We start from the raw sequence: 14,295 nt of genomic DNA, 5'->3' as shown, positions 1-14,295 counted from the left end.
AATATACTATCACAAAACGCTAGTATTAACTAGTAGCAAACTTATAGTTTTAATAGTTTTTTTATTACATTTTAGTTACAAAAATGTTTTATTAGAAAAATAAGCTGGTTTTTCCAACAAAAATGAGCATTTCTTTATCAAATAAAGCAAAAACTCCTAGATCCTTTCTAAGAGTTAACCTTGCTTGTCAGTCCGATTGAGCTTGTCGAATTTCTTCTAGCATCGCTTCTTCTTCAGCCGTCATTTCATAGTGTTCCAGCAAATCAGGTCGTCTTAGATAGGTCTTTTTCAAACTTTCATAGAGACGCCACTTGCGGATGTTTTCATGATGGCCACTCATGAGGACTTCCGGAACGACCATACCTCGGTAGTCATAGGGCCGAGTATACTGAGGATACTCCAAGAGTCCAGACGAAAAGCTGTCATCCGTGTGACTGACTTCCTTGCCAATAACCTCTGGAATCAGGCGAACTGTCGCATCAATCATGGTCATAGCTGCCAGTTCTCCTCCAGTCAGCACATAGTCACCCAACGAAATCTCGTCCGTCACCAAGGTCTTGATCCGCTCATCATAACCCTCATAGTGACCACAGATGAAGATCAATTCCTCTTCCTGAGCCAGCTCCTCAGCATAGGCTTGGTCGAAGGTACGTCCGGCAGGATCCAGCAAAATCACGCGAGGCCGCTTCTTTTCAATAGCATCATAGGCATCAAAAATTGGCTGAGCCCGTAGCAGCATCCCCTGACCGCCACCATAAGGCTCGTCGTCTACATGACGGGATTTTTCAGCCTTTTCTCGGAAATTATGGTAGTTGATTTCTAAGAGGCCTTTTTCTCGCGCTTTACCGACGATAGAGTGCTCCAAGGGCGCAAACATCTCCGGAAAGAGAGTCAAAATATCAATTTTCATCGTCCAATCCTTCCGGTATCTCTACATCAACCCGACCTTGCTCGATGTTGATTCCCAGCACCACTGGCGGAATGTAAGGCAGCAGCAAATCACGCTTACCTTTACGCTTGACCACCCAGACATCATTGGCTCCTGGCTGGAGAATCTCCTTAATCGTACCTAGCAGAACATCATTTTCATAGACTTCAAGGCCAATGATTTCATGGTAGTAAAATTCGCCATCTTCCAAATCAGCCAAGTCTTCTTCGGCTACTTTCAGACTAAAGTCACGAAATTTCTCGATGTCATTGATATGGTACATGCCCTTGAACTTGATAATATCAAAGTTCTTGGCCTTGCGGTGGCTGGCAATCTCCACATCCATAACAAACTGGTCTTTCTTATCGAAAAGGGCCAGTTTATTGCCTTTTTTAAAACGCTCTTCCGCAAAATCTGTCACCGACAAAACCCGCATCTCCCCTTGCAAACCTTGGGTATTGACGATTTTACCAACATTAAAATAATTCATTTTTACTCCAGTTAATCTTTTTACTATTCGTTTTATTGTATCATTTTGCTGGCTTTTTCTCAAGATAGGCAGCTGGCTCAGACAGCGGAAAAGCTTATAAGTCAATGCCTTTTTCTTTGAGATTTTGCAGGCATTCCTCATAGTAAGCTGCGTCATGCTCGGAGTAAATAGGGCTCGCCACAGCCATTTCTTCCAGATGCACATAAGCTGGACAAGTCTTGCCACGATAGTCCCGCTCCAGCCATTCTGGAGACACACGATAACCTCGCTTGCTCATCTCCTCCATAATCAGCTCATGGTAGCGATAAAGCAAGTAAGGAGAGTGCGTAAAAACATAGTCAACGGTCGCATGTTTCTTGCCCCAGCCATTGCCACGAAGAGCGTAGCATTCCCGATGCTGACCAAGTAGTTGCGGACGGGGAAGCTTGGGAATCAGTGCTTGATGCCAGAGTCTCATTTTATCCTCCGTTTAGTAAAAACAAAGCAATCTTTTATTGCTCAAAATCGCAATTGAGCTCCAGAGAATTTCCTTTTAATAATCGCTGAAACGTCTATGTTTGATTTCAAAGTCGAAATAATTCTCCTCCTGAATTCGGCGGAAAATGTCTCGGTAGGCTTCTTCGTCAAAAGAATTCCCTCGATAAAGGATTTCAAAGCTAAGATCCTCATATTCCAGAAAGGCATTAGCTGAGCGGAAGCCTTTGCTGTGATAGAAATCCCAGCGAGCCTGACGCTGCGCAAGATTGTCACATGGCTCATCCAGACGCTCGATTTCTAAAATCATGGTTCGCTGATAAAAATTGACCAGCTTTTCGATGATTTCACCACCATAGCCATGGCTGCGCAGGTGAGGCATAATCGCAAAGAAACTAACATAAAAGGCTTGCGAGTTGGAGATAGCAAAGGCAAAACCAACAAATTCCTTTTCATGATAAAAGGCGAAAAAATTAGCATCTTCCTGTTCCTCATATCGTAAAAATTCACTGAGCGGTATCCTTTCCTCTTCTGGGAAAGCTTCATTATTCAAGGCTTCTACCTTATCCAAATCCGGAAAATCTGCTGTAATGATCTGGCTGGTTAAGCTCATAAAATCACTCCTTTTCTAGTGATAGTATAACAAATTTTACAACTGGTTTCAAAAAAGAGCCCTGAAAGAGCTCTTATGTATTTATTTTTCTGAAATGATAGTAAGGTGCCGAATTACTAGAAAGTGCCAATAGGACTTTCCAGCGAAGAGGACCTATCCTAGCTACTACTTCACTATTTCACGTAAATCGTCCAAATGCTGGTTATCAGTCACAGCCATAATGCTGACTCCTGCTAGCCAGACAAAGTCTGGAGTAAACTGGCTTTCCAAAGGCTGATTTTTTGTCAGACGATAGCCGATAATATTAAGATGATACAACCTACGAGCATCTACTTCACGGACCGTTTTCCCGACCCAGCTAGCAGGCAGCTCAAACTCAGCCACCACTACATCGTCATCCAGCTGGAAGACCTCAATCGAATGGTTAAAGAGAATGGTCTTAGCCAATGAAATACCAGCCTCCACTTCAGGCAGGATAACCAAATCAGCTCCCACCTTTTCCAACACCTGCTGGGTCACTTCATCCTTGACCTTGGCAATGACATTTTTTACGCCCAATGCCTTGCAGTGCATGACCGCTAGGACGCTGGATTCCAGACTTTCTCCCGTCGCCACGACGACCGTATCACAGGAACCGACATCTGCGGCCTCCAAAAGCTCCATATCAGTAATGTCCCCGATCACACCGACGGCAATCATGTCTTCATACTGATTGATTGTCTCTTCGTGATTATCAATTGCAATGATTTCTACATCCTGAGAAATCAAGGCCTCAATGATACTCTGTCCAAAAATCCCCAAGCCAAGGATTCCAACTGTTTGATTTGCCATTTCTTTTCTCCTATCCAATCATAATGTCCGCCTTGCTGTAGTGCAAGGTAGTCGCCTTCTTCGGTTGATAATGGTTAAGACTGACCATAAGAGTCAGCGGCCCCACCCGTCCAATAAACATCAGCAACATAATCACAACCATACCAGCTGTATTGAGGCTGGTAGTGATATTGGCTGTCACACCAACTGTAGCCAGTGCCGACACGGTCTCAAATATCAGGTAAATAAAGCGATGACTACTATCGGTCACTAGCCCAAGAGCCAAAAGACCAAACAGAAATGTCAGCTGAAAAATCACTGTCACACCAAAAGCCTTCTGCACTAGCTGAGGAGCCAGCGTTCTCCGACCAAGATTGGTATGTGGCAAGCCCAAAATCTCCTTACGAGCGAAAAGCAAAAGAACTAAGAAGGTTGTAATTTTCAGACCACCTGCTGTACCACCCGGAGCTCCTCCTAAAAACATCTGGAGCAGATAGATAAACAGGGTTACTGGACGAGCAGCCGTATAATCTATGGAAGCAAAGCCAGCCGTCCTCATGCTGACTGTCTGGAAAAAGCTGACCAGTAGCTTATCGCCAAAGGAAAGATTGCCAATCGTTCCAGGATTATTATACTCCGTCCAGAGACTCGTTACCGTCCCAAAAACGAGGAGACCAGCAGTCAGCAGCAAGACTACCTTGGTATGAAAGTGAAGCTCCTTCTGTTTTCCTCCCAATTTAGTCGCCAAGTCAAACCAGACCATAAAGCCCAGTCCCCCAGTGATGATGAGGAGAGCCAAGGTGATATTAACCAAAACATCTGTCTGAAAGCCCAGTAGGCTATCATTACCAAAATTATCAAAGCCCGCATTACAAAATGCAGAAACGGCTAAAAAGATAGAATTAAAAATCCCTTTTCTCATACCAAACTTGGGAATGAAGCGAATCATGAGAAGGAGCGCACCCAGTCCTTCGATAGCAAAAGTCGTGATAAAAATCGAACGGACAAATTGACCTAAGGTACGATTGTGACCATAACTAAAACTATCCCGCAGAATACGGCGATCCTTGAGGCTGAGCTTTTTCCGACTTTCCATGGTGAAAAATCCGATAAAAGTCAGGATTCCCAAACCACCAATCTGAATCAGCAACATACAAAGGAGCTGTCCCCAGACATTGTATGTATCCACAACCGATTGAGTAAAAAGCCCTGTCACACAGACCATCGAGACAGCTGTAAAAAGATGATCCAGATAGCTCGCTTGGGAACTTGCCGTCTGCACCCAAGGCAGACTGAGTAGCAAGGAGCCACAGAATATCACCAGAAGAAAAGACAAGATAATCTTTTGCGCTGGTGACAAGCGTGAAAATAAATGCTTCATAAAGTTTCCTTTCCTGATCTAATAAAAGCAGAGGCTAACTCTATCTGCCCTTCTCTTTCCTTGACAGCCCGCTGCAAATCATCTGGACTCTGCAAGTTTCTGACTTTGATGGCATAATCCGCTGCGACAATAGCATGGCCCCGCATGTGGCCTGTTGCGACTGCTTGGGCAAAGACACGCGCAGCATATTTACCGATTTGTGATTGGGCTTGCTGCGACAGCTGCTGAGCCAAGAAACCAGCCTGCCTTAGTTCATAGGCAGATGCCCTATCATCAAGTCGAGCCCGAAAAATCGCTCTTACCTGAGTCAAAATCTTCTGCTTTTCAGACTCATCTTCCGCATCTATCAGAGCTATAAAGCTTGACGCCATTTTCATAGCCCATCGAGCCAGTTGCCCCTGAGGAAGTTCCTCCAAAACAAGCTCCAATTCCAATCTCTTCTCACTATCATCCAGAATTTTTAGCTTATAAGGGCTCGGTAAAATCACTTGATCATTCTCATAACACTTACGCTCATGAGTGTTCCAAGCATAATCTTCTGACTTCATATGTCCTCCAGTTTCGAATTTCTCTAAACTCGCCCCTGCATTTCGTTTTTATCTTAAATGAAGTACTAGTTCTCACGAAGCTCGAACTGCATCAATGGTCCTAAATTCAACTGAGCCTAATAACTTGTTTCTGCAAGGAAATTAAGGAACGTAGTTCTCGCATAGCTCGAACTGCATCAATGGCCCTAAATTCAACTACGCCTAAAGGCTTGTTTCATTAAGGGCCATAGAAAAAGCGGGACACATAGCCCCGCTGCTTCTTATTTCTCATCAATGACGATGCGAACCTTTTTGTACTCGGTTGGGACAGAGTAAACAATCGTCCTTATAGCGGAGATAGTACGACCTTTACGACCGATTACACGTCCAACATCACTCTGATCAAGATCCAGGTGATATTCTAAAAATTCAGGTGTATCCTCAATCTTGATAGTTAAGGCATCTGGCTGTGAAATCAAAGGTTTCACTATCGCAATAATTAGATTTTCAATCGTGTCCATATGTCAACCTACGCTTCTATTATTTAGAGTATTTTGAATCGTGGAATTTCTTCAATACACCTTCTTTTGAAAGGATATTGCGTACAGTATCAGAAGGTTGTGCACCATTACCCAACCACTCAAGGATACGGTCTTCCTTCAAAGTAACTTGGTTTTCAGCTACAAGTGGGTTGTAAGTACCAACTGTTTCGATGAAACGTCCGTCACGAGGTGAACGTGAGTCTGCAACATTGATACGGTAGAAAGGTTTTTTCTTAGAACCCATACGAGTCAAACGGATTTTTACTGCCATTATTAAGGTCTCTTTTCTTTATTTTTTTCTTTTGGTGAAATAGCAAAGCTATTAAGCACATGTTCTATTATAGCAGATTAAAAATAGCTGTCAAGTTTTTTTCTTGACAGAGTTAAAAATTTTTTAGCTATGTCTTTTCACCTTAAAAACGCAATGCGTTTTTACTAGCTTACTCGATATAAATATATTTAAGAGAAAACAAGGCAAGGATTTTTTTCATTTGCAGTCTCCTTATGGGACCAAGAGTCTGATAATGTCATCATAAGAATAGGCGGTATAGGTCGGTTGAAAAAAACTTTCATTTTCTAGCTGTTTGGGATTGTACCAGACAGAGTCTAGTCCGGCATTATTAGCGCCAGCAATATCAGCTGTCAAGGAGTCTCCAATCATCAAAGTCTGAGACAGGTCAAAATCTGGTATCTGCTCTGCTATTTTTTCATAAAACAAAGCTTCGGGCTTCTGAGTCCCCATCTTCTCCGAAATGAAAATATGGTTAAAATAAGGAGAAATGTCGGAATTGGCCATGCGGCCAGTCTGAATAGCCGTGATACCATTGGTAGCTCCATAAATCTCAAAATCAGCTGCGGTCAGACTGTCCAAAAGCTCGCTTGCACCAGCGTATGTTTGTCCTTGCTGAGCAATATGCTGCTGATAGAGAAGGGCCAACTCGGCTCCATCCTTCTCAATGCCAAAATGAGCAAAAAGACGAGAAAAGCGAGTGTTGACCAGCTCCGGCTTGGTGATTTTCCCCTGCTCCAGTTCCCGCCAAAGCCCCTTGTTCATGGGAATATAATAGTCTTTGTAGGTCTGAATCTCCGTTACGCCCTGCTCCTCCAAAAAATGAGTCAAGGCGATGTCTTCTGCCGTATCAAAATCCAGCAGCGTATGGTCAAGGTCGAAAAGTAGAAATTTGTATGACAAGGTAGAAATCCTTTCTGCAACTGTAGTAGCTTCATTATACCACAATGCATAAAAAACCAGCCGCTCAAAAATAAACGGCTGATTCTCATTCTATTTCACTACTGGAATCCAGACTTTCATTTGATAGTTTGGTGGCTCTTGTTTTGATTCTGCTACATTACCAAACAGCATCTTCGTTTTTCTCACTTCTTCTACTCTTCTTTATAGTGAATACACAAATCTCTAAATTTACTATCTAGCGCTGCAATATCATACAAGACTTCTGACAGTTTCTGATAATCTTCCTTGATACAAAATAGATGAGCTTGGCCGAACAATCTTGCTAAATTTTCTTTTATTTCTGATCTGACAGTATCGTATTCTTTTAAGAAGTTGCTCATGTATAGATTTCTGATAGAAGCTAATTTGAAACTAAAGTATTGATGAAGATGTTTTTGTTCTTCATTCAAGCCATTCTCCGCTACCGACTTAGCATATTTTGCAATCACATTCTCCTCGCCATGTTCATATTGTTGCTTCATCAGCATAGATGTTTTCTGGTAAATCTCTTTGGAAGTAGGAGATTTGATTTTTTTGAAGTTTCCCCACATGGAGAAAGAACCTCTTTTATAGTCGATATTTTTAGCTTCCCAGGCTTTCGAAAATTCTGAGAAAGTCATTTTCATACAAGCAAAGCCTGCTGGATCATGGAAATGGATAAACTCATCATCTAGATCATAAACTGAAACAAAATGGTCCACCCCATACAAATGGATATGATTGGGATTATAAGTCAGATAACCCATGTCCAAAGGGCCAAGAACAACAGTTCCGCTGAGCAAGAACTTACTTAAGATCTCTCTGATAGAGATATGATTCACAGCATTTGAATCCTTTATATAGTATTCATCATATGTAAAACCCAGAATGTCTAAAGAATGGCTGATAGAACTATCTGGCATCCCATTATCAAAGAAGACTAAGGGGTGTTTTTCATCTTCCTTTACAATACTAGCGCCATTTCCCAACACCATAATGGCTTCCAAAAACTCAGGGCGAACATCATAACCATACGAATGCAACGCCATCGCAAGTGAATATGTATAACAAAGAGAAACGTCCCCAAAATACATCTGCATAGCATCTCCTCCTCTGTAATCGACACTTAAAAAATGACTTGCAATCACCATTTTATTTCACCACAGGTATCCAGAGTTCCATTTGATAGTCTGGGGAGGACATGTCACCCTCGGTGTAGACTTCAAAGTCTGGTGCTCCTGAGTGGCGATAGCCAGTTTCTGGGAAAAAGACTTCCAAGACATATTTCCAAGCATGGTGGATGCTGGTTGGTATAGTCCCCTTGACTGGTACGATAGCATATTCAGCTTCTGCGATTTCTTTGATTGACAGACCTAGTTCTTCTGCTTTAGCTTTATCCGTCACATCATAAGCGGCCATATAGTTGATGATTTCGCCTTCTTTGACATCAGAGCAGACGCCAAAGGATTGACCACTGCCCAAACTTTCCAGGCTTTCAAAGCTGTGATTTGCATAAAGCTGCTCCCATGCAGACGGGCACTGGCTATTGTCAATAGCTTCCAATAGGACGCCAGCCGCAGTAAAAGCAGGTTTCTTTTGAATCTTGATATCCATGTTCTTTCCTCCTGTAATCTTTAAGGATAATTGAAGTCTAGGAAAGACCCGATAAGGTTTTCCATTTCGAACTTCTGAGGGAGTCGCACCATGGAATTTCTTGAAGGCTGCGCTGAAGGCATCCGAAGACTCATAGCCGTATTTGAGTGCTATATCAATGACTTTATCAGATCTTTCCCGCAAGTCTATCACAGCTTCTGACAGCCTGCGATTGCGCAAGTATTCTGCTAAAGTCATATCTGCTAGAATAGAAAAGAGCCTGCTAAAGAGAGCATAAGAATAACCTGATAGCTGCTGAAATTTCTGCAAATCAACTTCTGCGTCCAGCTTACTTTCCAGATATTCCATGGTTCGATTGAATTGATGCATCATATTCTTTTTCACCTCACAAAAGATACTAAGGCCCTTAAAAGCAGAACGAAAATAGGAAAATTGAGGGAGGGGCTCCTGCTCCGAGAAAATTTCATCTTTTTCACACAGCTTCTAGGCCATGTTCAATTCTAACTATAGTCTAACAGATATAAAATACTTCCGCCCTAGAATTTTTGTACAAGATTTATAGGGGATTTTACAACCTATCCCGCAGTTTCTCCACAAAGAGATAAGCCGCTGGGCAAGTCAGGGTATTTTTGATTGTCAGATGATTAATCTGATGAATCTTCTTGCGGTCTGTGTGAGGGAACTCTCGGCAGGCCTTGGGACGGACATCGTAGATCGAGCAGAGATTATCTCCACCTAAAAAAGGACAAGGCATGGACTTAAAGACCTTGTCACCATCTTCGTCCACCTGCAGAAATTCCTCTTCAAAAGCTGGCAGCTTCATCTTGAAATACTTGGCAATACGGACAATATCAGCTTCCTTAAAATCTGGTCCCAGCGTCTTACAACAATTGGCGCAGGCTGTACAGTCAATCTCTTCAAAGACCTCATCATGGATTTGCTGGGCAATCTTATCGAGGTTTTTTGGTGGCTTTTTCTTGAGACTGGCTAAAAACTTTCGGTGCTCTTTCTGCTTCTGCAAAGCTAGCTGATGGTACTTTTCAAGGTCGATTTCTTGGGTCATATATTTTTCTTTCTGTATTCAAATTCTTTTTATTATATCATAAAATGAGCCTTCTTAAATCTTATCAAACTCAAAGAATATGATATATTCCATCTCACAAAAAAATCTGAGAACGAGTCCCAGATTTGCTTTTTATGAACTTAGAGAGCAATTATCAAATGCGGTCGCTAAATACTTTTTCCACCGTCCTTGCTGACGCTCCAAGTTTCTTCGATATAGGGGATAAATTCATACAGAGTGTCTTCATCGCCTTCAAAGGACATCATATAGACCTTATCGCCTTGTTTGAAGACCCAAACCGTTAGGTTTTGAGTGGATTTTAAAACAACATTAATCTGAAAGGCTTCATTTCCAGCTACGGTACTCTTTGCTCCCCAAAAATCATCGACTTCCTTATTATCCTTCCAGTGGTAAGCAATACGTTGGGCAATGGTTTCAGCGTTGAATTCTTCACCTTCTCCGATATTGGCTTTTTCTTTCGTATAAGCGTTCATCGTGACAATGTTATAGCCACTTCCATCCGTATATTGGACACTATCGCCACCATCTACGTCTGTAAACTTAATCCAATTATCAGGAATACTAATATAGCCATAATCATCAGATCCAACCCGCTGCGTACCAGTAGTCTTTGACGAATCTTTTTCTCTACGACTGCTACTGCTTGTATCGCTGTCATCTCTCAGGGAAACCCGACTAGAAGAATCAGATGGTTTCCGACTGCTATAGCTCCTGATAAGGCTACAGGAAGACAGAGAAAGGCCGGCTAAGATAGTCAGGGAAAGCAGAAAGTACTTCTTTTTCATGGTCATTCCTTCCTAAATCTAATAAATTTTACTAATACTAGTTTACCATATTTTTAGGACGAAAGGAAAGAGAGACATTGTCACATCCGATTGCTTTTCTGTTTATAGGACTATGCCTTTTTAGCAGCCTTATTCCACTGGTACCATCCGACCAAGCTGTTGATTAAATAGATCAAATATTTCCCTTGAATCTGAAGACTTTCACCCCACCAGAGGTAAATAGAAAAAATATTAGTCGCTGCCCAGAAAATCCACTGTTCGCGATAAACAGCCGTCATCAAGATTTGTCCTACACCATTTGTCGCATCTGTGATTGAATCTCTATAAGGACGATTGGCACCCACAGACTGATAAATCAAGCCAAAGACCAACCACCAAAGCACACTAAGCGATAGATATTTTGTCCATCCTTTGGCATCTAGCTTACGAGCAACAAACTCTTGCTTTTCTTTCTTAAACTGACCTTGGTAAATCCACACCAAGAGTCCAATTGGCTGCATGATGGTAAAGTAAAGAGTCGTCAGAACCTCTCCATAAAAGCCTTTCTGCAAAGCCAAAATCAAGTAAATCACAGAATTGATCAAACCAAAGAGGTAATTGCTAGCCCGTCCTTCAGAAACGAAGATCACACAGATAATCCCAGTCAGACTGCAAATCATCCCCGTCCAATCCACGATGCGATGTTCATATATCAGCTCCAGCCAGAGCGGAAAACTCCCTAGAATCAAGAGATAAACCCATTGACCTAGACTGCGATGAGCAAACAAATCGTCCCAGATAAGTTTCAAGGTACCAGAAAAGCCGAGCTTCTTCATACTAGTAACCATTCGTTTATAGCCACCAGACATTTCAGAAAGCGTCAGCTTCATGTTTGCGATTCTCTTTTGGATATAAGTATTCATTCTTTCTCCTTTTGTTTTTTAAGAGCCGTGTCAAATTGACTTACGGATGCAACGCTCTATTATTTTCGAACACGCACAAATTTTACTTATACAGTGTTCACACTTTATCATATTCCTATTTCAGAAAATGTCAAGTAAAATCAAAAAAAGATTTCCTAACGTTCGGATTTCAAGAAAAGACCTACAAATTTTTGTAAGTCTTTTTACTTAGATTTGGTAGTAGTCAGACATTTTTGATTTGTCTCTACCTTTTTGTGAAGCATAATAAATGCATCATTAAAATTTGACGATTTATGATTGCTATAATTTTCATTAGACTATAAGTAACAAGAGATAAGTCGTTCAAGACCATCAGGAAGGTTAGAAAACATTTTTGAGATTAGGGCATTTCATAGCTGAAAATGTAGAATAATGAGCAAACTAGTCTCAAATAAGTATCAACTCAAATAGGAAATTCCTAGAACTATTGCGGTAAGAACAAAACCAATAATGGAAAAGATTATTATTAGCAACCTAAAGATTCTATCATAGCTAGCATAACGCTCTACAAAGGCTTTTTCAGGCTTCTCAGGATTATAATAAACCGTCATGGCTGAGCCTTTTGGGAATATTTCTCTTAACTGTAAATTCTTTCCAGCGCTAAGAATATATTTCCTGTCAAAGGCATCTTTTTGTTCTTTTTTTCTAGAATTTTCTACATAATAAGCATATTCAAATTTTTTTCTGTATGTTTCCCCATTCACGAGATATTCTACAATAGGCAAAGGGATAACCATTTCATTACGATTATCATAATCTACCACTATACCTGAAATTTTAGCAGTACATTTTTTCTGAATATTCTTCTCCCGTCGATAGAATAGGTATAAAACTAAATTTGTAAGGCCCAATAAAGAAACTTATGGCTACTATCATGATAATCGTTTTATCCAAGATTTGACTCACACTCCTATTTCCTAGCTCGGGTGAAAAACATTAACTGGTTTTTCCTTCGCATTTATAATCCAGGGCTTAGGCGAATAAAGTCCACCGGACTTTATTCCTCATCCATACTCAGGACACTGAGGAAGGCTTCTTGTGGGACTTCGACAGATCCGATAGCTTTCATGCGTTTTTTACCGGCTTTTTGTTTTTCTAGGAGTTTGCGCTTCCGGGAAACGTCACCACCATAACACTTGGCCAAGACATTTTTGCGCAAAGCCTTGATGTCTGTCCGAGCCACGATTTTCTGACCAATAGCTGCCTGAATAGGTACTTCAAACTGCTGACGAGGAATGATTTTCTTGAGCTTGTCTACAATCAGCTTACCACGCTCATAGGCAAATTCCTTGTGAACGATAAAGCTGAGAGCATCAACCTTATCGCCATTGAGGAGAATATCCATCTTCACCAGCTTGGACGAGCGATACTCAGAAATTTCATAGTCAAAGCTAGCATAGCCACGAGTAGAGGACTTGAGCTTGTCAAAGAAGTCAAAGACGATTTCTGCAAGTGGGATTTGATAGATGACATTGACCCGATTATCATCGATATAGTCCATGGTCACAAAGTCACCGCGCTTACGCTGAGCCAACTCCATCACCGCTCCGACAAATTCCTGCGGTACCATAATCTGCGCCTTGACATAAGGCTCCTCAATGGAATCAATCTTGGTCGGATCCGGAAACTCACTCGGATTGGACACATCAAGGGAAGCACCATCCGTCATATTGACCTTATAGATAACGGATGGCGCCGTCATAATCAGATCAATATTAAATTCACGCTCCAAGCGCTCCTGAATGACGTCCATGTGTAGCAAGCCTAAGAAACCACAGCGGAATCCAAATCCCAATGCCTGAGATGTTTCCGGCTCAAACTGCAGACTGGCATCGTTTAGCTGGAGCTTTTCGAGAGCCTCGCGCAGATCATTGTATTTATTGGACTCGATCGGATAGAGACCAGCGAAAACCATCGGATTCATCTGCTTGTAGCCAGCTAGTGGCTCTGCAGCTGGATTATCCGCCAAGGTCACTGTATCCCCGACCCGAGTATCCTGTACCGTCTTGATAGAGGCTGCGATATAACCAACATCCCCTGTTGCTAGGAAATCGCGTCCAATGGCCTTGGGAGTAAAGATGCCAACCTCTGTTACATCAAAGGTCTTGCCATTGCTCATGAGCTGAATGGTATCTCCCGGCTTGACCACGCCGTCCATCACCCGCACCTGCAGGATTACCCCACGATAGGCATCGTAGACTGAGTCAAAAATCAAGGCCTTGAGCGGTGCTTCTACATTTCCAGTCGGAGCTGGAACTTTTTCCACAATCTGCTCTAAAATTTCTTCAATTCCGATGCCAGCCTTGGCAGAAGCCAACACGGCTTCGCTTGCATCCAACCCAATCACGTCTTCAATCTCTGCCCGCACACGCTCTGGGTCCGCAGCTGGCAGGTCGATCTTATTAATGACTGGCAGAATTTCCAAGTCATTGTCCAGCGCTAGATAAACATTTGCCAAGGTCTGAGCTTCAATCCCCTGAGCCGCGTCCACTACCAAAATAGCCCCTTCACAGGCCGCTAGCGACCGCGATACCTCATAGGTAAAATCCACGTGTCCCGGTGTGTCAATCAAGTGAAAGATATAGGTTTCGCCGTCCTTGGCGGTATAATTGAGCTCGATAGCATTGAGCTTAATGGTGATGCCGCGCTCCCGCTCCAAGTCCATGCTATCTAGTAGTTGGGCTTGCATTTCCCGGCTAGAAACCGTCTCAGTCGCCTCCAAAATCCGGTCGGCTAAGGTTGATTTCCCGTGGTCGATGTGGGCAATGATGGAGAAATTGCGGATCTTCTCCTGACGTTTTTTCAAATCTTCTAAATTCATTTTTCTCATCCTTTTACGGTATTCTATTTATTATAACACAAGACCAGTGATTTTTCCTATAGACTCGGACTTTCT

Annotated in this window: 17 protein-coding genes; all 17 read right to left on the bottom strand. The window is 42.2% G+C overall.

The features are described from left to right. Positions 1–187: 187 nt before the first annotated feature. The 17 genes from trmD to lepA all read right to left on the bottom strand — a co-directional run bounded on the left by trmD (position 188) and on the right by lepA (position 14,220). Complete coding sequence (gene trmD / locus J1C91_RS05170) at positions 188–910, bottom strand: tRNA (guanosine(37)-N1)-methyltransferase TrmD (protein ID WP_002909612.1); 723 nt, start codon at positions 908–910, stop codon at positions 188–190. Further along, positions 900–1,418, bottom strand: coding sequence for a ribosome maturation factor RimM (gene rimM / locus J1C91_RS05165; protein WP_011837039.1), 519 nt, complete (start codon positions 1,416–1,418; stop codon positions 900–902). The genes trmD and rimM overlap by 11 nt, the downstream gene beginning before the upstream one ends. A gap of 94 nt (positions 1,419–1,512) precedes the next feature. After that, a complete protein-coding gene (locus tag J1C91_RS05160; protein WP_002909609.1) occupies positions 1,513–1,875 on the bottom strand; it encodes a TIGR02328 family protein in 363 nt (120 codons plus the stop codon). A 75-nt stretch (positions 1,876–1,950) separates the two neighbouring features. Continuing rightward, positions 1,951–2,505 (bottom strand): GNAT family N-acetyltransferase, encoded by a 555-nt coding sequence (locus J1C91_RS05155; RefSeq protein ID WP_002918892.1) that lies wholly within the window; start codon positions 2,503–2,505, stop codon positions 1,951–1,953. Positions 2,506–2,670: 165 nt separating this feature from the next. Further along, positions 2,671–3,336 carry a potassium channel family protein gene (locus tag J1C91_RS05150; RefSeq protein WP_011837040.1) on the bottom strand — a complete coding sequence of 222 codons (666 nt, stop codon included), beginning with the start codon at positions 3,334–3,336 and terminating at the stop codon, positions 2,671–2,673. Positions 3,337–3,346: 10 nt separating this feature from the next. Then, positions 3,347–4,696 (bottom strand): TrkH family potassium uptake protein, encoded by a 1,350-nt coding sequence (locus tag J1C91_RS05145; RefSeq protein ID WP_002918889.1) that lies wholly within the window; start codon positions 4,694–4,696, stop codon positions 3,347–3,349. Beyond that, a complete protein-coding gene (locus J1C91_RS05140) occupies positions 4,693–5,244 on the bottom strand; it encodes a putative immunity protein (protein WP_011837041.1) in 552 nt (183 codons plus the stop codon). Before J1C91_RS05140 ends, J1C91_RS05145 begins: the two co-directional genes overlap by 4 nt. Before the next feature lie 260 nt (positions 5,245–5,504). Next, positions 5,505–5,744, bottom strand: coding sequence for an RNA-binding protein KphA (gene kphA / locus J1C91_RS05135; protein ID WP_002895313.1), 240 nt, complete (start codon positions 5,742–5,744; stop codon positions 5,505–5,507). Between the two features lie 19 nt (positions 5,745–5,763). Next, positions 5,764–6,036, bottom strand: coding sequence for a 30S ribosomal protein S16 (rpsP, locus tag J1C91_RS05130; protein ID WP_002895310.1), 273 nt, complete (start codon positions 6,034–6,036; stop codon positions 5,764–5,766). Positions 6,037–6,267: 231 nt separating this feature from the next. Further along, on the bottom strand, positions 6,268–6,957 hold the full coding sequence (locus J1C91_RS05125; protein ID WP_032912445.1) for a YjjG family noncanonical pyrimidine nucleotidase: 690 nt from the start codon (positions 6,955–6,957) through the stop codon (positions 6,268–6,270). 191 nt (positions 6,958–7,148) lie between these two features. Continuing rightward, on the bottom strand, positions 7,149–8,075 hold the full coding sequence (locus J1C91_RS05120) for a hypothetical protein (protein WP_032912444.1): 927 nt from the start codon (positions 8,073–8,075) through the stop codon (positions 7,149–7,151). A gap of 52 nt (positions 8,076–8,127) precedes the next feature. Beyond that, positions 8,128–8,961: an AraC family transcriptional regulator gene (locus J1C91_RS05115; RefSeq protein ID WP_002909602.1), complete on the bottom strand. Its 834-nt coding sequence runs from the start codon at positions 8,959–8,961 to the stop codon at positions 8,128–8,130. Between the two features lie 196 nt (positions 8,962–9,157). Further along, complete coding sequence (locus J1C91_RS05110) at positions 9,158–9,652, bottom strand: YkgJ family cysteine cluster protein (RefSeq protein ID WP_002909597.1); 495 nt, start codon at positions 9,650–9,652, stop codon at positions 9,158–9,160. A 167-nt stretch (positions 9,653–9,819) separates the two neighbouring features. Next, positions 9,820–10,464 (bottom strand): hypothetical protein, encoded by a 645-nt coding sequence (locus J1C91_RS05105; RefSeq protein ID WP_002909596.1) that lies wholly within the window; start codon positions 10,462–10,464, stop codon positions 9,820–9,822. 104 nt (positions 10,465–10,568) lie between these two features. Further along, positions 10,569–11,360, bottom strand: a complete 792-nt coding sequence (gene pnuC / locus J1C91_RS05100) for a nicotinamide riboside transporter PnuC (protein ID WP_002909595.1) — start codon at positions 11,358–11,360, stop codon at positions 10,569–10,571. A gap of 437 nt (positions 11,361–11,797) precedes the next feature. Continuing rightward, positions 11,798–12,163: a DUF3592 domain-containing protein gene (locus J1C91_RS05095; RefSeq protein ID WP_253269321.1), complete on the bottom strand. Its 366-nt coding sequence runs from the start codon at positions 12,161–12,163 to the stop codon at positions 11,798–11,800. Positions 12,164–12,396: 233 nt separating this feature from the next. Continuing rightward, entirely contained in the window at positions 12,397–14,220 is a 1,824-nt protein-coding gene (lepA, locus tag J1C91_RS05090) for a translation elongation factor 4 (RefSeq protein WP_032912442.1), read from the bottom strand. Between the last annotated feature and the right edge of the window lie 75 nt (positions 14,221–14,295).

The sequence above is a fragment of the Streptococcus sanguinis genome, assembly GCF_050222175.1.
GTDB lineage: Bacteria > Bacillota > Bacilli > Lactobacillales > Streptococcaceae > Streptococcus > Streptococcus sanguinis_M.
This window is presented reverse-complemented; position numbering and strand designations above follow the sequence as displayed.